Below are 22634 nucleotides of genomic sequence, written 5' to 3'. Positions count from 1 at the left end.
GCATGTACAGTTCTTAATGGGGAAAGCGGCAGTAATGCCGCCGACCTACATAACCTTATATTTATATAAACACAAGCTTTGTTTTTATAAATATAAGTTATATATAGAGAATATGTGCTGAAGAAAATGTTTTTATTTCTGTACAAAAGAATGTTTGTAACCTTGTGTGAACATATAAAAAACGGGTAGTGAACACCTTTTTATTAACTGTTTACAGGTTGTTCACTACCCAACTTTTTAGATTTCCCGTATGTTATAGCTCTACTAATTTCTTCTCCAATAGAGGATGCACAGTGTCACCTGCTATTTCCACCAATGGTTTCATCACGAAATCCCTTTCAGTCATAAGCGGGTGGGGGATGGTCAGCTCCTCTGTCTTGATAATCATATCATCGTAAAGGAGAATGTCGATGTCGATAGGGCGGTCGGCATATACCTTGTTTACCGATTTCTGTGTCCTGCCCATTTCTACTTCTATTTCCTTAATGATGTTAAGAATAGCTACGGGCTCAAGCGATGTTTCCACACACAAGGCTGCATTCAGAAAAGAATTGTCCGACTTGAATCCCCAAGGCTCTGTTTCATAAAAAGAAGATAGGAAAGTCACCTTCCCTATCTTTTCTTCTATATTGGTTACTGCCGTTAGCAGATTGTTTCTTTTGTCGCCAAGGTTGGTTCCGAGGCCTAAGAATACTTTTGCCATGATTATTTGTCAAGTATAAGCATAGCATCACCGTAAGTACCGAAGCGGTAGTCTTCTTTAAGGGCGACGTTGTAGGCATCCATTATAAGTTCGTATCCACCGTATGAGCAAACCAGCATAAGCATTGTAGACATAGGCATATTGAAGTTGCTTACCATTGAGTTTGCCACGCTGAATTGATATGGAGGGAAGATGAACTTGTTTGTCCAGCCTTCGTATTCCTTAAGATGTCCGTCTGTGCTGACAGCTGTTTCTATGGTTCTCATTACAGTAGTACCTACGGCACAGATGTTATGGCCGTTGTCTTTGGCATTGTTTACTATGCGGCATGCCTCTGCATTGACAAACATCTGTTCTGAGTCAACCTTATGCTTTGTAAGGTCTTCAACGTCTATTTCGCGGAAGTTTCCGAGTCCGGCATGCATTGTTATGAATGCGAAGTCTATACCCTTGATTTCCATACGCTTCATAAGCTCGCGGCTGAAGTGCAGTCCTGAAGCAGGAGCTGTAACGGCTCCTTCGTTCTTCGCGAAGATGTTCTGGAAACGTTCTTCGTCGATTGCTTCTGCGCGGCGGTTTATGAATGGAGGCAATGGTGGTTCTCCAAGCGCATACAGAGCTTTCTTGAACTCATCGTGCGGACCGTCGTAGAGGAAGCGTAGAGTACGTCCTCTTGAAGTGGTGTTGTCTATTACTTCGGCCACCATAGAGTCGTCTTCACCGAAATACAGCTTGTTCCCGATACGGATTTTACGTGCCGGGTCTACAAGAACGTCCCACAGACGAAGCTCTTCGTTGAGTTCTCTAAGAAGGAATACCTCGATTTTGGCACCGGTCTTTTCCTTGTTTCCGTACAAACGTGCAGGGAATACTTTTGTGTCGTTAAAGATAAACACATCCTTGTCGTCGAAATAATTCAGGATGTCCTTGAACATCTTGTGCTCTATTTCGCCTGTAGATTTGTGTACTACCATCAGGCGTGACTCGTCTCTGTATTCAGTAGGATACAGGGCAATTTTTTCATCCGGCAATTTGAATTTGAATTGTGACAGTTTCATCTTTTTGGTCCTTTCTTTCCTTAATCGTTTGTAACTTTAATATCTTGCTTGTCGAGCCATTGCTCGAATTCTTCAGGTTTCATACAGTCTTCCAGCTTCACTTCGCCCACACGTGTGCGAATAAGTCCGGTGAGGTGTGCTCCGCTGTTTAGGGCTTGTCCGATATCCCTTGCCAAAGCTCTGATGTAAGTTCCTTTGCTGCAGACTACTCTGATTTTTATCTCAGGCAGATTGCATTCCAGAAGCTCTATATCATCTATAACAAGAGTCTTGGCTTTTAGTTCGACTTCATCGCCTTTTCTTGCAAGGTCATAGGCTCTTTTTCCGTCCACCTTACAAGCCGAGAATACCGGCGGCACCTGTTCTATGGTTCCGATGAACTTTTTCAGTGCTTCTTCCACCATTTCGCGGGTGATATGTTCGGTAGGATACGTCGCGTCTATCTCCTTTTCAAGGTCGAAGGACGGAGTGGTAGCCCCTAATTGCAGAGTGGCTATGTATTCCTTAGTATGATATTGAAACTCCTCTATTCTCTTTGTGGCCTTTCCGGTGCAGATAATCATCACTCCTGTGGCAAGAGGGTCGAGAGTTCCCGCATGTCCTACTTTTATTTTCTTTACCCCGAGTTTGCGGCTTATGTGATATCTGAGCTTGTTTACTACTGCAAATGATGTCCACTTCAGCGGTTTGTCAATGTATAGAATTTCTCCTTCCTTAAAATCCAGCATACAGACCGTTTTAGTTTAATAATGATACAGCTATAGTTATTGCTCCGGCTATCGCACAATAGATACCGAAGTAAACCAACTTTCCTCTCTTGACGATGTTTATCATCCATTTGCATGCGATGCATCCGGAGATGAAAGCAGCAAGGAATCCTGCTATAAGTGCGCCTACAGATATACTTGCATCAGCTGCAGATGCTTCATTTACTATTTTAATACCCTCTAAAAGAGCTTCACCCAATATCGGAGGGATAACCATAAGGAACGAGAATTGTGCAAGCGATTCTTTCTTGTTGCCCAATAGCAATCCTGTAGCGATGGTGGAACCGGAACGCGAAAGGCCGGGCATTACTGCACAAGCCTGAGCCAGACCGATAATGAACGCATCTTTCATGCTGATTTTCTCTTTTGTACGAGGCTTGGCATAATATGAGAATACCAGCAGAGAAGCTGTGAGCAACAGCATGATTCCTACAATCAGAAGTCCCGAACCGAATATGTCTTCTACATAATCCTTGAAGAATACTCCTACTATCCCAACCGGAATCATGGAAACAATGATGTTCAGAACATATTTTGTTTCTTCATTCATCCGGAATTTGAACAGACCGCGGAAAATCCAGTCTATCTCTTTCCATAATATAACTAATGTACTGAGTACGGTAGCCACGTGTACTACGATGGTAAATGTCAGGTTCTCTTCTCCTTCTATACCAAAAAGTGCAGAACCTATGGCAAGATGCCCACTACTGCTCACAGGCAGATATTCTGTAAGTCCTTGCAGGAGCCCTAAAATAATAGCTTCAATCCAAGTCATGTTTGTTTATTCTTCTATGTTTTCTGAAATTGATTTCGGTTTGCGCAGTATGCCGTATATCATAAAGATAAATCCTACGAAACATACAAAAGGGGCTGCTTTTATGCGGCGTACACTGAAAATGTCAGGTTCGAAAGTCGTTTCTGTAGAACCCGGGCCTGTCATCAGCAGAAAGCCGATAATGATAACTGCCATCCCTATACCCAAGAGGATGAAGTTTGTCTTGTCGAATGCAAATTTGGTTCTGTCCATATCTTGATTATTTATTGTTATCAATAGAGTTCACTTATTTTCATACGCAGATATTTGTTGATAGATATGTATGCGCAAAAGGTTGTTATTATCATGCCGAACACCATTACCGCAGCTGCTACAATCATGATACTCTCCGGCGATACTATAGCCAACAGTTCCGGTTCGTATTTCACTGCCGTATAGGCCGATGCCGTAAGAATGGCGTTGGCTACAGCTCCTGAAAGTATTCCTATCCACAGGTTTCTGGTGATGAACGGGCGGCGTATGAATCCCCAGCTTGCGCCGACCAGTTTCATGGTGTGTATCAGAAATCTTTTAGAATAGATAGTCAGGCGTATTGTATTGTTTATCAGCGAGAAAGAAATGAGCGATAGCAGAACTGCAAGACCAAGCAGAAAAGCGCTTATCTTCTGAAGATTCCTGTTTACAGAGTCAAGCAGATTCTGAGGGTAGCTTACTTCGAGAATACTCTTGTTCTCCATCAGTTCCTTTTCTATCCATTTTATGCTGTCAGGGTGAGTATATCCCGCATTAAGCTTTATCTCTATTGACGCATTGAAAGGGTTATGGCCGAGAAATTCGCTTGGGTCTGTGCCCATAGCCTCTATCTGTTCTTTCAGAGCCTGGTCCTTGGATATGTACACAGTCTGCTTTACATAATCCTTTTTGTTGAGACTTTCCTGAAGTTTTATTATCGAGGTTTCCTTTATTCCGTCATCGAGTATCGCACTGAAAGCAATGTTCTCTCTTATATATACTGAAAGATTGTTTGCGGTAAGAACAAAGAATACCACAAGCCCTAACAGGAACAATACCATTGTGGTGCTTATACCTGCTGTAATAAACTGCATGTCGAATGTTGACTTATGTTTTTTCATAACTGTTTCTTTCTGAATATATAAATCATAGAGCTGCTCTTATCCTTGTGATTGAGCGATGCAAACCAGGCTTTTGTGCCTGTGAATAATCCGCGCACGAAAGTATGCGATTTCTTCATATACTTTTCGCTGAGCATTGACACATAAAAAGCATCGAATGGCATAGGATATCTTTCTGTCATCACAAATCCATGCTTAGAAGCGAGCTTTTTGATAGTTGACGGTGTGAAATGCCACAAATGGCGCGGAACGTCATATGCTGCCCACATCTCCTTATATTTTTCGGCATCGTAGGAAGCGGCGTTAGGTACTGCGATTATCAGTGTTCCGCTGTCTTTAAGAATCCTGTCCAATGTATCCCATGTACGGTCCAACTGTTCCAGATGCTCCATTACATGCCAAAGCGTGATAACATCGAAAGATTTTTCTTTAAGAGTAAACAGTGTTTCCGGTGGATTTACACTCAGCCCGAAATGTTCCTTGGCAAATTCTCTTGCCTGAGGACTTTTCTCGATGGCAGATACTTGCCAGCCTTCTCTTTTCATCTTGTCGGCAAAATAGCCCGTACCGGTACCGATGTCAAGAATTCTTCCGCATGTAAGATTGCTGCTCCTGCTCACAAGTCCGGCCTTTTCTGAAAGCATATGCTTTCTTACCTTATGGTATACCGAGTTCATAAGTCCCTTGTGAGTGTCGCTGTGTGAAATATAATCCGGTGATTCGTAATATCTGCCTATCTCAGACTCGACAGGCGCATTTTGAGTAAACATAAAGCTACAATTCATGCAGCGGCACAAATCGAACGATTCGCCCGTGGCATAATGGTCTGTACATGTCATAACCTTCTCAAACCGGCTTTGTCCGCATATCGGACACTTGTTTATATATAGTTTACTCACTTTTATCCCTAATTTCCTGCAAAATAACAAAATAAATAGGTATATATGGCATTTATTTAAAAGTTTTTAAGAGTAAGTGCATATATTCTCCGTTTTTTACTATCTTCGTATGTAAAATAAACAGGAGATTATGAATAATAGAAAACTTACACGTTCCAATGACTGCATGATAGCCGGCGTATGTGCTGGTCTGGCAGAATATTTTGGCTTTGATACAACTTTAGTAAGAGTAGCTTATGCATTGCTTACTGTGTTTACTGCATTTTCCGGTGTGATAGTATATCTTATACTTATGATTGTGATGCCGGAGAGGAGATGGTGATAATACAGATGATAATAATGTAATAAGACTTTGTTCTTGGCAATAAATGATTTATTCCTTTTGGGAGTTAATGAAATTCATCTATGATTTGAGTCTCAAACTATAGATGAATTTCATTAATTTTATATTTTTATTTTACAATAACTATGCCGCCTTCGGGTTGGATAACAACATTAACAGAGGATGTATCTTTAATTTTAAGAACTTCTTTCTGAGGTTGACGGTTTTTATTGTCATAATAATATGTGCATTCGTTACCGTTATCAAGCATTGATAAATTTAGCTTCAGTTTTAGTGGTTCTTTCAATGCATTGACTCCTGCTATATACCATTTGTTGTTATGACGGCGTGCCAAAACACAATATTTACCAGGATATCCGTCTATAAATCTTGTTTCATCCCAAGTGGTAGGAACATCTTTCATAAACTCTATCATGGAAGAAGGTGCGTCGTACATGTTATTAGGAGTTATTGCAAAGTTCTGTATAGGATTTTGAAACAAAACGGCTGTTGCAATTTGAAATACGTCTGTCGTACGGCGTATTGCTCCACCATCATTTGTTTTGTTAAGGTATTTATTTAATACTGTACCACCAAACTCCATGCAACCTATAGTGTTACGGATAAAGGGATGTAATGTTGCATTATATGCTTCATTATCATCATAATATTGATTAAAAATCAAGTTTTCTGATGCAAGAACAGCTTCACTTCCTACATAGTTAGGGAACATTCTTTCCCATCCGCGAGGGATGGTACATCCGTGGAAGATTATCATAAGTCCATGCTCGTTGGCATCGCTTAGGATGTCTTCGTATAGCCCCATCATTTGTTGTTTGTCTCCACCGAAGAAATCCACTTTAAGGCCTTTTACTCCACATTTCTGCAACCATTTCATTTCACGCTTGCGTTCTATAGAGTTGCTCATGCACTGTTTTGCACATTGCGGGGCATCATTCCAATATCCGTTAGAGTTGTACCATACAAATACTCCTACGCCTTTGCTTTGGGCATATTTGAAAAGTTCTTCCATTCGTTTGCGTCCTATGTTTGTCTCCCATCCACCGTCAATGAGTGTAAATTCATATCCCATTTGTGCGGCAAGATCTATAAATTTTATCTGGTCATCATAGTTAATGCTTGGGTCTTGCCATAAAATCCAGCTCCAAGTGGAACGTCCGAATTCATATTTCTGTGAAGGTTCGTACAATGGTTCAACAACATCAAAAGGAACTGTTGTTTCTACAATTGGTTTTAAGTTGTCTCCAACGGTTATTGTACGCCATGGAGTTTCTCCAGGAAGGGCTAATCCGGGTGTTGAACTTCCAAGTCCATTCATTTCGTTTTCATTAGGGAAAGCTATTGTATAAAGTCCATCTTTAGTGGCATCACTAAGATGCGAAGCACAATATTTGCTTCTTACTCCGGTTTCGGAAACTAAAGCCCAATTGTCGCCAACGTGGAAAAGGCATGGGAAAGTATATCCTTCGCCAAATTGCGATGGGGTAGATATTGGCTCGTCCGGTTTATATTCTTCTTCATAACTTGGTCTTGCCCTTTTCCATCCCACCATAGGCTTACTTTGCGGGCAAATGAATGTGGTTGTGTTTTCCGGGAAATCAAAACCCGTAGCTTCTGATTTAATTACGATAGAAGCCCTTTCACCACATTGTGGAATCTCATATTTGAAAGCAATATCGTTATTGCTTACTCTGAATACCACATCGAAAGGATGTTTATCTGCATTACAGAATGTAATCTTCAATTCGTTTGCATTATATTTTATGACCGAATGCTTTATTCTGTCTTGAACATAGGTTTTATTGATTGAAGATGATTTTTGTTCCACGTAAGATATGTTATTACTGAAATCACCTATATCGGTAATAAATCCAAGCGGAGAATTTTCTAGAATTATATTATTCTTATAAGTAACACTGTAAAATGGTTTACCTGATTTTACAGATATATCTACTTTTAAGTTTTTGTCAGGTCCTGTCACTGTTGCCTGTTGTGCTGACAGGAGAGAACATGATAAAGCAAGTGTGCAGAATAGTAAATATTTGTTCATGTGTAATAAGTTTAAGTAATTTATAGTTTGTTATTTATATTCGAACTCTAAAACGTCTCGTACATCATCAGAAGCCGCAGCAATATAGGCTTTGAATTTTCCGGGTTCTACTGTCCATTTCTGGGTTCTGTCATCAAAGAACTTCAAGTCATTAGCGTCAATGGTGAACTCAACTTCTTTTTCTTCGTTTGGAACAAGTTCAACCTTGCAGAAACCTTTCAGCTCTTTTTTAGGGCGTAGAAGACTGCATTTTTCGTCTCCTATATATAGCTGCACTGTTTCTTTACCTTTAATTTTACCTGTATTCTTTACTTTGACAGATATTGTCAGTTCTCCGTTTTCAGATATTGATTTTCCTGAAATAGAAGGTTTTGAATAGGCGTAAGTGGTATAGCTGATACCGTGGCCGAATGAGTACAGAGGCTTTATGTTTTTAGTATCATACCAACGGTAGCCTACGAGAATGTCTTCCTTATATTCCTGTTTGATACTATCACCTGGGTAACTCATTTCACCATAATAGTGTGCCGGACAGTCTTCCAGTTTCACAGGATAAGAGAAAGGAAGTTTGCCGCTAGGATTTACTTTTCCAGTAATGACATCAGCCAATGCTGATCCGCCTATAGAACCAAGATACCATGATTGTACTATAGAAGGTACTTTTCTTTCCCATGGCATTTCTACTGCGTTACCGCTTGTTATCACTACTATGATATTTTTGTTTACTTTTACTATCTCTTCTATTAATTCATCCTGTCCGAATGGGAGACCGAATGTCTTTCTGTCTCCACCTTCACAATCTTGGAAATGATTCTTGTTTAGACCTCCGATGAAAATTACCAGATCTGCTTTACCTGCTTTTTGTACAGCATCATTACGCAGTGGATCCATAGTAGCCTGTGGAATGACTTCTTCATTTCCGTACATAGGTCTTCCTGCCATATATCCTTGAGCAAACTCTATTTTAGTTCCGAACTCTTTTTTAAGTGCGTCAAGTGGAGTCACTACAAGTTTTGGTTTCAGCTCTGACGAACCTCCTCCTGCCATAAGATTTCTCACAGCATTATCTCCGACTACAAGTACCTTATTATATTTGTTCATATCTATCGGAAGAAGTGCAGGAGCTTTCTTTGATGATTTGTTCTTGAGAAGCACTATTCCCTCGGTAGCAATGTTGTATGCAGTCTTGTAATGTTCTTCGCTTGTAATTGAACCGAAAGGCTTTTCTCTGTTCATGACTGTGCGGAATATAAGCCTTAATACACGTGCCGCTTTTTCATTTACAACTTCCATTGGAATTTTTCCGTCCTTTACCATCTGCAGGTAATTCTTTCCAAGATAGTAATCGTCGTAACCGAATTCAGATTCTGAAGTCAGCCCATTGGTATATGACCCCATTTCTATATCAAGCCCGTACATTGCAGCCTCGTATGTGTCGTGTGCAGCTCCCCAGTCGGTAATTACACATCCGTCGAAATTCCATTCACCTTTCAGAATGTCGTTGTTGAGCAGTTTGTGATGTGTCGCATGAGTTCCTCTTACTTTGTTGTATGCTCCCATTATGCTCCATACTCCACCTCTCTCAACTGCAGCCTGGAAGGCAGGAAGATATATTTCGCGTAGGGCTCTGTCGCTCAACTGCACGTCGATATGTCCGCGCCATAGTTCCTGATTATTCAGTGCATAGTGCTTTACGCAAGCTGCTACACCGTTCTTTTGAACTCCCTGGATATATGGTACACATAATTCAGCAGCCAGATAAGGGTCCTCACCAAGATATTCGAAGTTACGTCCGTTCAATGGAGTACGATAGATATTTACTCCAGGGCCGAGCAGTACATCTTTCTCACGATACCTTGCTTCTTCACCTATTGCTTTACCATAGTCGGCTGCAAGAGTCGTATTCCAGCTGGCTGCAAGACATGTCAATGCCGGGAAGGCTGTACAGCTGTCGCTTGTCCATCCTGCGTAACCCCAGTCATTCCAGTTTATTTCTGCACGTACACCATGAGGGCCGTCGCTCATCCAAAGTTCGGGAATACCCAAACGAGGGCAACCAGGAGAACTGAATTTTCCCTGTGCGTAGCTTAAACGTGTTTTTTCCTCAAGAGTCATACGCTTTAATGCGTCCTCTATCCTTAACTCTATAGGTTGTCTGTCATCTAGATATACAGGTATGTTGTTCTGTGCGTTTGTTGCTATAAATGACAAAGCCAATAGACCTGCTGTAAAAAATGTATTTTTCATGGTTATGTATATATTTATTTTGATTTGATTTCTATATTTGAGCTTTCCAAACCATTGGAATTTGCTGTTAATGTGGCAGTTCCTTTTTCTCCGTTATTCTGTAATACTACCAGGCACTTTCCATTAAATGCCTTGCGCTTATTGTCCTTGAAACGTTCCATTGATGTCTGGCAACCATTGTCAACACCGGCAATGAAAGCATTACCTCTAACTTCAAAATTAATAAGATTTTCAGAAAGAGGACACAAATTATTGTCTTTATCCAGCACTTCTACAGTGACAAAGCTCAAATCCTTTCCGTCCGCTGTTATGATATTTCTGTCAGGAGTAAGTCTTATCTTATGTGGAGTTCCAGCTGTATGTATTTTTTTTTCAGCAATAATGTTGCCATTCTTTCTTGCAACGGCCTTAACAGTACCTGGTATGAACTTAACCCTCCATACTACGTGTAGGTTGTCCTCGTCTTTACTGCGTATTCCTTGCGACTCGCCATTTATGAAAAGTTCAACCTCATCGGCATTGTTGTAATAGCACCACATGTCTATTTCCTGTCCTTCAGTCCAGTTCCAGTGAGGGAACAGGTGCAGTACTTGTTTGTTTGTCCATTCTGCCTGATACAGATAATAAACGTCTTTAGGGAAACCTGCCAAATCGACGATTCCAAAGTAGGAACTTCTTGCTGGCCATCCGTATGGAGTAGGTTCGCCTATATAGTCAAATCCTGTCCATATGTACTGTCCGTTGATAAAATCATTGTTTCTTACCAGTTTTATGTTTTCCTCGTGAGTGTTACCCCATGGAGCATGGCAGTTATCGTATGAAGAACATGAGAAACTTTCATCATAGAAAGGTTTGTCCCAGCGTTCAGGCCATATGAACATTTCATTACTTGGCATACGGTAGTATCCCCTTGTCATCAGAGCTGAGTTACTTTCCGTGATGATGAAAGGCTTGCCAGGGAAGTTCTTTGGAACGTCAGAAATGTTAGCATTATGATAGTTGTATCCTATTATGTCAAGAGCTCCTGATTTGAACAGGTGGTTCCCGGGATTAGGCTCATTACATCCAGCAGTAATCGGACGTGTAGTGTCAAGTTCCCTAACAAAATCAGCCAGTTTTTTTGTCAAAAGTGAGTTTACACTCATTTCTCCGTCTTTAGCAAGCATATCTGCAGAATGTCCGAAGTTAAGTATGAGGTTGGCTTCTTCCAATGATAGTGTATCCGCTTTTGCATCGCTCCACTGCTCCAGCACTTCGTTGCCTATACTCCATACGAAAATAGAAGGATGGTTGCGGTCGCGTAATATAAAATCGCGTAAATCCTTTTCATGCCATTCATTGAAGTATTTTGCATAGTCGTGTGATGTCTTTTTCTTGTGCCACATGTCGAATGCCTCGTCCATTACAATGAATCCCATCTTGTCGCATAAGTCAAGCAATTCAGGTGCAGGCGGATTGTGTGAACAGCGGATACCGTTGCATCCCATCTCTTTCAGAATCTGCAACTGTCTTTCTATAGCTCTGGTATTTACGGCAGCTCCCAGACATCCAAGGTCGTGGTGCATACACACACCATTAATTTTAGTTTGTTTGCCGTTCAGAATAAATCCTTTTTCGGCATCAAACTTGAAATTACGTACTCCCGTGGTTGTGGTGTATCTGTCAATGCATTTGCCGTCTTTGATAATTTCTGTGACGAGAGAGTACAAATACGGATTTTCCGTGTCCCATAATTTAGGTGATGAGATATTCAGGGTGTGGCTTATATTGGATTTCTGTCCTGCCACAACAGAAACAGATGATTCTGTCTCGGCAACAACAGCTCCATCCATATCGTTGAGTATAGACTTCAGGGTTACTGTTTCATTGTTATTCCCTGAGTTCTGTATCGTAGTCACAATGTTTAAAGTCGCATTTTCGTTACTGATATCCGATGCTGTGACATAAGTTCCCCATTCGTCAACATGTACAGGGGTTGTTTTTGTCAACCATACATTTCTGTATATGCCACATCCGGAATACCATCTGGAATTCGGCTGTTCCGAGTTATCTACACGGACTGCTATCACATTCTTTTCATTCCATTTCAGATATGGGGTTATGTCGTAACCGAATGAGATATAGCCGTATGGACGTTTACCCAACGATTGTCCGTTTATGAACACTTCACTGTTCATATATATACCGTCAAAATCTATTCTTATTATCTTGTCGGAATCTTCATTACTTGGGATAAATGTTTTTCTGTACCAACCTATTCCTCCAGGTAAAGCACCACCGCCTGTTCCCGATGGATTGTCCTTGCTGAAATCACCTTCTATGGCCCAATCGTGAGGAAGATTTAATACTCTCCATTCCTTATCATCGAAATCTGTTTCTGATGCTTTGGGATTGTCACTCAGAGAGAATGACCAGTTGTCATTGAAGCATATCTTTTCCCTTGGGGATACAGATACAGAGCTGCATGCCCCCAGGAGCATGCAGCAAAATATACCTATGTATGTAAATAATTTCATTGATTACAATTTAACTGTTTGTGATTTACCGTCATACTTGACGATTATACCTTTTGATTTTTTGTCGAAAGCATCAGAGTTTTCCTTGTTCACTTTTACGATTTCGAATGTGCGTTCTTTCAACATTCCGTCGTATTCACCTTTTCTGTCTGATATTACAAGTTCTTTGGTGTTTTCATTATAATTTATCTCAATCATACTGTATTTACCTTGTTCGTAGTTGTAGTTTACACCTTCGTCTTCGTATAAAGTAAATGAAGCGTCGTCACCTTGATAAACATAAAGTTTTATATGTTCAGGCTGTTTCTCAGAAGTAAATTGTATATCAGGACCGAAAGGAATGATTGAACCGGCACGTACGAACAAAGGCATACGTTCGTATGGTGCGTCAACCAGTTTTTTTTCTCCACCCTGCTGGAATTCTCCTGTATAAAAATCATACCATCCTGCAGATTTAGGGAAATATACTTCACGCTGGCGTTCTCCATATTTATATACTGGTGATACCATGATTGACGGACCGAACATGTATTGGTCACCAATATTATTTACATTTGTATCGGCAGTGAAATCCATTACAAGAGGACGCATGATAGTGTAATCGTTGAACCAAGTCATACCTGCCAGTGAGTAAAGATATGGCATAAGGCTATATCTCAGTTTAGAATAGTAAACTACAGAATTATATGCCGGGTGTCCTTCCGGTGCAATTTCCCAGATTTCACGGAATGGGTATTGTCCGTGTGCACGGTATAGCGGACAGAATGCTCCGAACTGATACCATCTTACATTCAGCTCTCTCCATTCCTTATAGTCGGCATTTTCTGTCTTGTTATTGTTCCACTGCTGCTGTCCGGCTACATATCTGTTCTCTACACAGAAACCGCCAATATCCATGGTCCAGTATGGAACTCCGCTTATTGCAAAGTTAAGTCCGGCCATAATCTGTGCTTTCATGTCTTCCCATCTTGTACCTATGTCACCGCTCCATGTGGCAGTTGAGTATCTTTGCAGTCCGGCAAATCCTGAACGTGTAAGCAAGAATACACGTTTGTTGTTGTCCACACTTCTCTGACCGTTATAGATTGCTTCAGCGTTCATGAGTGCGTATGCATTGAAATATTCGGCAGAAGGGCCAAGTGCAGTAGGTCCGCACAAGTCTTTTCTGTATTGCAAGTCTGTACAGTCTCTCACATTAGGTTCGCTGGCATCCATCCACCATGCGTCTATACCCAACGGATAATAATGTTCGTACATCTGATTCCAGAACAGCTTGCGTGCGTCTGCATCGTATGCATCGTAGAATCCGTAAGTATAACCAGAGCCAACCCAGTCTCTCAGGCTGTCTTTTACAGACTGCTGATAAATCCATCCATTCTTGTCGAACTCTTTATAATGTTCGGTTGTAGTATAGAATTTAGGCCAAACGGAGATCATCATATGTGCATTCATCGCATGTATTGAGTCAACCATAGCCTTAGGATTTGGAAAACGGTTCTTGTCGAATTCATGACTACCCCATGCATCTTCCGGCCAGTGGTTCCAGTCAAGTACGATATTGTCAATAGGAATATTTCTATCTCTGAAACCTTTCAATGCTCCAAGCATCTCATCAGCAGTGTTGTATTTTTCCCTGCTCTGCCAGAACCCCATAGCCCATTTAGGCATGATAGGTGATTTCCCTGTAAGGGTTCTGTATCCGCTGATTACGTCGTCCATGTCATTTCCTGCAATAAAGTAGTAGTCAAGTTGTTTTGTCATTTCGCTCCACCATGACTGTTTCCCCTGTTCTTCAGGAGCTACAGGACTCATTACACGTAAGCCTGAATAAGATACGGCACCGTCTGGCTTCCATTCAATTTTAAGAGGAACTCTTTTTCCTTTTTCCAGATTAACTGAGAATTTATAGCTGTTAGGATTCCATGCAGTACGCCATCTTTCCGGTACTACCAGTTTGTTGTCGATATATACTTTTGTATAACCGGCATAATATAGAATAAACTTGAATTCACCTGTTTCGGAAGGTTCAATCATACCTTCGTATGTTACGTTTGCTTCCATGAATGGGAAGTTCTCTGGAAGATTTACCACTTTAGACAAATCTTCTCTTTTCAGGTGTTCGAAGTATAGCTGAGGCTCACGTCTGACTATAGTTTCTGATGATGTATTCTTTTCGGGAACGTATGTGCCTGTAATTGCACCTTCAACACCTTCTTTGTCGTATAGCTTAAATACTTCACCTAATAGTGAATAGTCATTAGGATTTCCGAAACGGCATAGTGAATAGCTGTCTAGCAAAACACCATAGTTTTTATTAGATACGATGAAAGGTATTGAAACTTTAGTGTTGTACTGGAACAGTTCTTCGTTTTTACCTTTGTAGTTAAACTCCTCAGACTGGTGCTGTCCGAGTCCGTAGAATGCTTCATCTTCCGGCGATTCAAAAACTTGTCTTATAGAATATCCTTTTGTACCTTCTATTTCTATAGGAGTAAAAGTCTTTCCTCCACCTTTGTTTTCCTGCAGAATTATCTCTCCTTTCTTGTTAGTAAACCATACTTCTCCCGTGGAACTTAACACGGAGGCGTTTATTTTCTCTGTAGAAACAATAACGGTATCTCCTTGTTGTTTAATAGTAAAAGGTATTTTTTTTGTTTGTGGAACAATTATCAAACTTTTAGAATCGGCAAATTTATTTTCCTTTGTAGCCGATACATGAAATAGTTTGTCACCCATTACTTCCATACGAACCAGATGTGCATCCGTTTCGTTTTTAGGTTTAACTTTAACTATTACGCCATAGTCTGTTTCTTCATAGACATTCGAACATCCGAATGACATCCCAACGGCAAGGAGACAATAAAAGATATTTCTCGCATTCATATACCCAAGTATTTAATTAGTTAATTCTATAAAACTTTTCTCATATGCAAAAATACTGTTTATAGTTAGGAGTTAAGATTTATAATGTTTTATACAAGGGTATTATCTTGTTCCTCAGAGGTCTGTTTGTTTCATACAAGGGTATTATTTGTTATTTTTCTCTTTTAACTGATATGCTGAAGGTAAAACTCCAAATTCATCCTTGAAATATTTGCTGAAATATTTGGGGTTGTTAAATCCTACCTCATAAGCAATCTCGGATACATATAACTGACTTTCGCGTAATAATTGAGCTGCTCTTTTCAGTCTGATTGTACGTATAAACTCTATTGGCGTTTTTCCAGTTATCTGTAATAACTTTTTATACAGATGTACTCTACTCATTCCAAGTTCGCTACTAAGTTCTTCAACTGAAAGTTCACTCCTAGATATATTGTCTTCTACGTATTTAATAGCTTTTTCTACTAGTTTTTCATCTAATGATGTTATTACTATGTTGCTTGGCGTAGGATCTATTGTTGAGTGTGATATTTGTTTGTAATGACTTAACTCAATCAATTTCCTGATACGTAATGTCAATACCGTCATGTTAAAAGGTTTGGTTACATAATCATCTGCACCTATTTCCAAGCCTTCAACTTTTGATTCAACAGCCTGTCGTGCAGTTAGTAATATTACAGGTATGTGTGCTGTTGGCTGATTGTTTTTTATTAGTTTGCATAGTTCTATGCCATTCATTACAGGCATCATTACATCGCTTATAATAAGATCAGGGCGTTTCTGTTGTATCATTTCCCATGCTTCTTCTCCATTGGATGCTATTTCAACATTGTATTGTAATTCTAAACTATGTTGCATGAAAATACGGAAATCTTCATTATCATCTACTATTAGTATTAATGGGAAGTCTTTACGGTCTGTTTGTTCTATTACTTTTTCTGTATCTTCATTATTTTTTTCATTTGTATTTTCAACAGCACTGACAATATGTTCCGACATTAAGTTTACATGTTTTACAGGAAGTTGTATTACAAAAACTGTTCCTGTCCCTATATTGTCGAATACTTCTACACTTCCATCATGTAAGTTTACAAAATCACGCACCAGGCTAAGTCCTATACCGCTACCTGTACTTTCTTCAATTCCTTTATGTCCAGTTTGATAGAATCGTTCGAAAATATGCTCTTTCTCAGAGTCTGGGATACCAATACCTGTATCTGATACTTTTATTTCCAGCATTTCCTGTGTTCCCTCAATGTGTTCTATCATGACAGTTACTCGTCCGCCGTCAGGTGTAAACTTAAATGCGTTTGAAAGTAAGTTAGTAACTATTTTACTTATTTTATCAGCATCGAATGCCATATGGAAATTGTCTATTCCTGAAAAGAAAAAGAACTGAATATGTTTTTTGTTTGCCATTAGCATAAATGAGTTACATACTTCGCGAATATATGCTACGATATCACTTTCTGATAACGATAGAGTATGTCCTGTCATTTCACTTTTTCTGAAATCAAGTAGCTGGTTTACAAGTGTCAGTAGGCGTTGTGCGTTTCTGTATATAAGCATGATCATTGATTTTTGTGATTCATCTTTTGTACTTTTCAACAAGTCTTCTAATGGTGATATAATCAATGTCAGAGGAGTGCGAAGCTCATGGCTGATATTTGTAAAGAAACGAAACTTCATTTGGCTTATTTCTTCATTTTTTACAGCCTCTTGTTCTATTTGTTGTAAACGGAATTTTTCCCGCTCACGTTTTAAAATCATTTTACGTGCTGATAACAATATACATATTGCTATTAAGGTATAACATGAATATGCCCACCAAGATAACCAGAAAGGAGGATGTACCACGATTTCCAGTTTTGCAGTTTCTATACTTTCATATCCGTCGCTGTTTATGGCTTTTACATTTAAAATGTATTTTTTCGGGGTTAAATTTGTGAATGTAAGCCTGTTTAATCCTACAGGCAATGTAAGCCATTCATCATTTATACCTTCCATTTTGTATTTATAGCATGTTTTTTCAGGTAGATTATAATTGTCTGAACTTAATTCTAATGAGAATATATTTTGTGTATTTTTAAGTTCTACTTTTCTTGTTGAGTTTATGTCTTTAGTCAGTATGATATTGCCATTGTATTCTACTCCAGCTTCAATCTTCTGATTAAACAGATATAATTCGGAAAACATTATTTTAGGAGGTATTGTGTTATAATGTATTTTATCAGGATTAAATGTGTTTAGTCCATAAAGTCCTCCTGCAATAATCGTACCGTCTTTCAATGTCTTAATTGCCCTTAGATTGAAATCGCAGTTTTGTAGTCCGTCTTTCTCATTGTAAATGTGTGATTCGAATACATATTCTCCGTTTGCATCTTTTGATACCTTTATGTGGATCATGTGACGTGTAGATGTAACCCAGATATCGTGATTATTATCTTCTGTTATACCCGATATGACTTCGCCATCTGCATTTGTTGTTTCTGTAAAATTTGTAGTTGCGTGACGTTTTCTGTTATACATTTCAAGACCTTCGTTTGTCGCTATCCATATTAATCCACGGCTGTCACTATATACCTGATTTACACAATGTCTGCTTAAAGATGTATTTCTGATTGTTTCTTTTAATTTGAGTGTTTCCAGATCTACTAAAGCTAATTGTGACTTTCCTACTACAAGGATATTGTCTTTTGTTACGCATAGTGATGGTACCATCCCATTTATTTCATCGTACTTGGTAAGTTTGTTGCTTTTCATATCAATATATTGGATTCCTCCGTCTAAGAAACCTATCCATAGCTTTCCGTCAGCTTCTGCCATAGACCACACGTTATTGCCCAATAACCCGTTATTGTTTACTGTGTATTTGGTTAATCCTTTTATGTCAAGACTGTACAGACCATTGTTGAATGTGCCTATCCATAATCTGTTATCACTTGTCTTTAATAGTGAAACTATGGGTGAGGTAAAGTTGTAGTGTTTTTTTACTTTCGCCTCTTCGATATTCCATAAAAGTAGTCCATCATTATTTGTTCCTAACCACACATGCTTATCATCGGCCTGTTCTACGCATGTAATATCACCAAGTTCATACATGTTGAATTTGAACATACTTTCGCTATAATATGAAATACCTTTTTTATATGTTCCAATCCATGTTGTTCCATATTTGTCTGTATATATTTTGTAAACGGTGTTATGTGATAAACTGCGGGTATTATTTTTATCATTTACAAGATTTGTTAAATGACCGGTTTTTTTATCAAAAACATCTATGCCTCCGTAGTCTTTGCCTACCCATATTCTACCAATGTTATCTTGTGAAACTGAATGTATAATATCATTCAGGCTTTTCCATGGTTCTTCCAAATCGTGTCTCCATGCGTCTGAAACTGTATCATATACATATAAATTTGAATTATTGGAAATCCAAATGCACTGTTCTTTATCTACGAATAATGAATAAAATGCTTGTTTCCCGTTCATTTGAAGAGATATTTCATCCTTTATCCATTTAGGTTTCATCTCAGACGGGTCAATGCAGACAAGTATTCCGTTGTTGTATTGGAATAAAATTCCATCGTTACATTCATTGATAGCGCTGACACCAAATTCAGGCAATCCAAAGTTATATAATGAAACGAATTTTGTATTATTATTTTTGTCATAGCGATAAAAACCTTCCCATCCTACAAAAAACCATGTCTGTTCATTTGAATCTACATAAATACATTCAGGTAAACCATTGCTGCCTAGTTTTTTCATAAAACTTTTGGTATTGTTATTGAACTGGTTGGCCGCTTTGTCGAACATAGTGTATCCTGTCCCCATTTTTATCCATAAATTTCCATTGGGACTTTCTATTATTTCTTTTACGTAATTGTCAGGGAGTGAATGTTTATCATCATGTAAATGGCGGAAAACCTTGAATGTATATCCGTCAAAACGGTTCAGTCCGGCGTTGGTTCCGAACCACATAAAACCGTCTTTGTCTTTCAATATGGCATAAACTGAATTGTTGGATAATCCGTCAGCCACTTCAAGGTGTTTGAAATTGAAAGGTTGCGAATACAAAGAAACGAATATAATCTGCCATAATATGACCAAAGACAATCTTTTCATATAAATCAATTTATTTTTTTATTTTACAAAAGAAATAAAAAGTAAGCAAAAAACCAAAATCGTAACAACTATATATAATTAATTGCCCGACCTAAAAACATTTTAAGCCGGGCAAAACATATACATCAACAAATTAAATTAATAAATCCATGTTTTTATCCATGTTTGAATGGTATATCAATCATTTCGGATTCTAATCCTTCACCTACTTTTTTGTCAAAAGAGATTTTAAATGAATATGCGGTTTCGCATGGCTTTTTGGAAGGGAAAGTTATTAAGAGGCCCTTGTCTGTTTGTTGCCATGCTATTTTTTCATTAGAACCGAGCATTTCCACGTTAAGAATCTTTGCATCACGTACAATATCCTTGTTCAAAGATTTTATCATTACTTGTTTGCCCCAATCTAAAGTGATGGCATATAGAGTGTTGCCTTTAGTGGTAAAACGTATATCTTGGCAATTATATTTTGTTGCTTCATTGTCTGAAAATGAACCGGAAGTACCTTTTGATTCACCTTCGCCGGACTTAATCCAACAACGTGTACCATATATGGCATCACCGTTTATCTTTAACCATTTACCTATTGATAGCAGTACTTGCTTTTGTTCGTCCGTAATAGTTCCGTCAGGGCGTGGTCCTATGTTCAACAAGAGATTGCCGTTTTTGCTTACAATATCCACCAGGTCGTGTATTATTTGGTCCGGTGTCTTGTTTTCTTCTCCCTCAACGTATCCCCATGAATGTTTGCCTACTGAAGTGTCTGTCTGCCAAGGATATTTTCTCATTTCATTCAGTTTCCCGCGTTCCACGTCCCCTACCAGTATATTTGTCGGATAACCGTGTTTAGTGTTTACAACAACACCCTTGTCCCAATCCAACGAACAGTTATAATAATAAGCCAGGAATTTGTTAAAGTAATCCGGAATCTTGTTTACAGTCCAGTCGAAATATATAAGCTGTGGCTGGTATTTGTCTATCAATTCGTGTGTATGTTTCAAGAAATCTATACATACATCTTCTGAATATACTTCTTTTTCTGAACGCTTACCATATAGTGTGATTGTAGTATCCTGTACATCAGATGGAAATTCCATACCACCGTTAAAGAACCATGCATTCTCAAGTCTGTGGCTTGACAATCCGAATATTATTCCTTCTTTTTCCGCAGCCTTTTTCAACAGGCCTATAATATCCTTTTTAGGTCCCATTTTTGCTGCATTCCATCGGTTGTGCTCGCTATCGTACATGGCAAATCCGTCATGGTGTTCCGCAACGGGTACTATGTATTTTGCTCCTGCGTCTTTGAATAATTTCACCCATTCATCGGCATCGAATTTTTCGGCCTTGAACATAGGTATGAAGTCTTTGTATCCGAATTTGTCCTGTGGACCATATGTCTCAATATGGTGTTTATATTCGTCAGACCCTTTCTGATACATATTTCTTGAATACCATTCACTTCCGTATGCGGGGACTGAATATACTCCCCAGTGGATGAATATTCCAAATTTGGCATCAGAGAACCATTCAGGGAAATGGTAATTCTCGGCTATGTTTTCCCAGTTGTCCTGAAATACATTTGTTCCTTTCGGAGATTCAACAGACATCACATCTGTTTTTTTTTCGTTTGTGCTACAAGAAACAAACAAAAGCATAATGATAGAATAGAATAGTTTTTTCATCGCATAAAAAATTTATTAACAAATTTATTCCTATATTGTTTTATTAAGACTATTGTGGAGCGTTTTCATAAACTGTTTGGAGTGTATATGATTTCTTGTCTGTAAAAACAGCGCGTTTCATAAGTCTTATCACACGTTTTCCGTTATGTACCAGCTTCCCGTTAGACCGGTCAAAAATGCATGAGCGGTCTTTTCCGTTGTCCCAATAGAATGGAGCCATACCGTTTTCTTTGGCTGCCTTGCATAGATATTCCAGAAAATATTCTCTAAAACTTTCAGAACGTTTATCCTCACGGTATTTGCATCCCATTTCTCCTATATAAACAGGAATACCATTGTCAATGAAAGTTGATTTTATTGACTTGAATTGTTCCTGCATATATTCTTCATCCATTCCTTTATATTTCATATCCTGACTCGCTGTATGTCCCCATTCTGAATAAATATCTCCCATTGTGTAATCCATTGGGTCATAATAGTGGATTGATACCATCAGTCGGTTGGGAGTTTTGTCTTTAGGTAATTTGAAGTGTTTTACTGTCAAATCTATATTGGTGGCATAGCCAGGTATTGCCAGAAAACGGTTTGCGTTATTTCCTCCTGTGGAACGTACCGCATCTACGAATACCTGATTCCATTCATTTAAAACAGCATATTGGCGTCCACCGTCGCTAAGGTTCGCTCCCCATCCCCATTTACCGTCATGGATTTCGTTCATTGATTCAAATATAAGGAAATCACCTTTATCCTTGAAACGGTTTGCTATCTGAGTCCATATAGACTTTATCATGTTTTTAATAGTATCGTTTATTTCTTCGTTTAGTGCTGCATTTTTGATGTCAAGCCAGAAGTAACTTTCCACTCCGTCATGGTGTATGTTTATAATTGTGTTTAAGCCTGCATTCTCTGCGTAGTTTACAACTTCTGCTACCCGGTTCATATAACTGTCCGAAATTTTATATTCAGGACCCTCACCAAAATGTCCTACCCATGTTATTGGGATACGTACGGAGGTGAATCCAACTTCGGCCAAACGATAGAAGAATTTTTGTGTCACAGGTGGATTTCCCCATACTGTTTCTTGTGCTTTCCCGTCTTGAAAAGCATCAAGTTGATTGCCTAAGTTCCATCCTAAACCCAATTCTTTGGCTGTTTCATAAGGAGTTTTCGCCTTTGTTTCAGCGTGTATATTCGGCCATGTATTTATAGTTAAAATAAATATACATAGTTTTAAAAGTAGTATATGTCTTTTCATTCAAGATGTTTTGATTAATTTGGTGATGCCTATAAAATTACTTGCCGGAATCTGTGAGGTATTGAATTCCCCTACAATTCCTCATAGACCGGCAAGTGAAAAATATTAAGAGTTCACCACAATAAAAAATATTTGTCTTTATTGAGCGGGGATATATTCTACGCTGGTGATTACAAGTCTGCCTGTCTGATTCTT

The 22634-nt window shown here is 38.9% G+C and carries 15 protein-coding genes; 1 reads left to right on the top strand and 14 read right to left on the bottom strand.

Annotated features, from left to right (window positions below; genetic code table 11):
- Positions 1–253: 253 nt before the first annotated feature.
- From folK to QZ379_RS01915, 7 genes are read right to left on the bottom strand one after another with little or no spacing between them, the layout of a single operon-like run.
- A complete protein-coding gene (gene folK, locus QZ379_RS01945; RefSeq protein WP_291557689.1) occupies positions 254–703 on the bottom strand; it encodes a 2-amino-4-hydroxy-6-hydroxymethyldihydropteridine diphosphokinase in 450 nt (149 codons plus the stop codon).
- Between the two features lie 2 nt (positions 704–705).
- Complete coding sequence (queA, locus tag QZ379_RS01940) at positions 706–1761, bottom strand: tRNA preQ1(34) S-adenosylmethionine ribosyltransferase-isomerase QueA (protein WP_291557687.1); 1056 nt, start codon at positions 1759–1761, stop codon at positions 706–708.
- Positions 1762–1781: 20 nt separating this feature from the next.
- A complete protein-coding gene (gene truB, locus QZ379_RS01935; RefSeq protein WP_291557696.1) occupies positions 1782–2486 on the bottom strand; it encodes a tRNA pseudouridine(55) synthase TruB in 705 nt (234 codons plus the stop codon).
- A gap of 13 nt (positions 2487–2499) precedes the next feature.
- A complete protein-coding gene (locus QZ379_RS01930; RefSeq protein ID WP_291557685.1) occupies positions 2500–3303 on the bottom strand; it encodes an undecaprenyl-diphosphate phosphatase in 804 nt (267 codons plus the stop codon).
- 6 nt (positions 3304–3309) lie between these two features.
- Positions 3310–3555, bottom strand: coding sequence for a DUF3098 domain-containing protein (locus QZ379_RS01925; RefSeq protein WP_291557683.1), 246 nt, complete (start codon positions 3553–3555; stop codon positions 3310–3312).
- A 20-nt stretch (positions 3556–3575) separates the two neighbouring features.
- Positions 3576–4436: a permease-like cell division protein FtsX gene (locus QZ379_RS01920; protein ID WP_291557681.1), complete on the bottom strand. Its 861-nt coding sequence runs from the start codon at positions 4434–4436 to the stop codon at positions 3576–3578.
- Positions 4433–5335, bottom strand: coding sequence for a class I SAM-dependent methyltransferase (locus tag QZ379_RS01915; RefSeq protein ID WP_291557678.1), 903 nt, complete (start codon positions 5333–5335; stop codon positions 4433–4435). Before QZ379_RS01915 ends, QZ379_RS01920 begins: the two co-directional genes overlap by 4 nt.
- Before the next feature lie 130 nt (positions 5336–5465).
- Between QZ379_RS01915 and QZ379_RS01910 the strand changes: the two genes are divergently transcribed.
- Entirely contained in the window at positions 5466–5657 is a 192-nt protein-coding gene (locus tag QZ379_RS01910) for a PspC domain-containing protein (RefSeq protein ID WP_291557676.1), read from the top strand.
- A 130-nt stretch (positions 5658–5787) separates the two neighbouring features.
- On the opposite strand, the gene QZ379_RS01905 is transcribed toward QZ379_RS01910, so the two are convergent.
- From QZ379_RS01905 to QZ379_RS01875, 7 genes are all read right to left on the bottom strand, one after another.
- Positions 5788–7728, bottom strand: coding sequence for a glycoside hydrolase family 97 protein (locus QZ379_RS01905; protein WP_291557674.1), 1941 nt, complete (start codon positions 7726–7728; stop codon positions 5788–5790).
- A 30-nt stretch (positions 7729–7758) separates the two neighbouring features.
- The gene (locus tag QZ379_RS01900; protein WP_291557672.1) at positions 7759–9975 is read right to left on the bottom strand and encodes a glycoside hydrolase family 3 C-terminal domain-containing protein; all 2217 of its coding nucleotides are present in this window, start codon (positions 9973–9975) and stop codon (positions 7759–7761) included.
- Between the two features lie 14 nt (positions 9976–9989).
- Positions 9990–12491 (bottom strand): beta-galactosidase GalB, encoded by a 2502-nt coding sequence (galB, locus tag QZ379_RS01895; protein WP_291557670.1) that lies wholly within the window; start codon positions 12489–12491, stop codon positions 9990–9992.
- A gap of 3 nt (positions 12492–12494) precedes the next feature.
- A complete protein-coding gene (locus QZ379_RS01890) occupies positions 12495–15374 on the bottom strand; it encodes a TIM-barrel domain-containing protein (RefSeq protein WP_291557668.1) in 2880 nt (959 codons plus the stop codon).
- Positions 15375–15518: 144 nt separating this feature from the next.
- Positions 15519–19502, bottom strand: coding sequence for a hybrid sensor histidine kinase/response regulator transcription factor (locus tag QZ379_RS01885; protein WP_291557666.1), 3984 nt, complete (start codon positions 19500–19502; stop codon positions 15519–15521).
- Between the two features lie 155 nt (positions 19503–19657).
- Positions 19658–21184, bottom strand: a complete 1527-nt coding sequence (locus tag QZ379_RS01880; RefSeq protein ID WP_291557664.1) for an alpha-L-fucosidase — start codon at positions 21182–21184, stop codon at positions 19658–19660.
- A gap of 49 nt (positions 21185–21233) precedes the next feature.
- Positions 21234–22439 carry a glycoside hydrolase family 5 protein gene (locus QZ379_RS01875; protein WP_154045079.1) on the bottom strand — a complete coding sequence of 402 codons (1206 nt, stop codon included), beginning with the start codon at positions 22437–22439 and terminating at the stop codon, positions 21234–21236.
- Positions 22440–22634 lie beyond the last annotated feature (195 nt).

The organism is Bacteroides sp. (assembly GCF_019417265.1).
Classification (GTDB): Bacteria; Bacteroidota; Bacteroidia; order Bacteroidales; family Bacteroidaceae; genus Phocaeicola.
The sequence above is the reverse complement of the archived record's forward strand: the minus strand, read 5'-3'. Positions and strand labels throughout refer to the sequence as shown.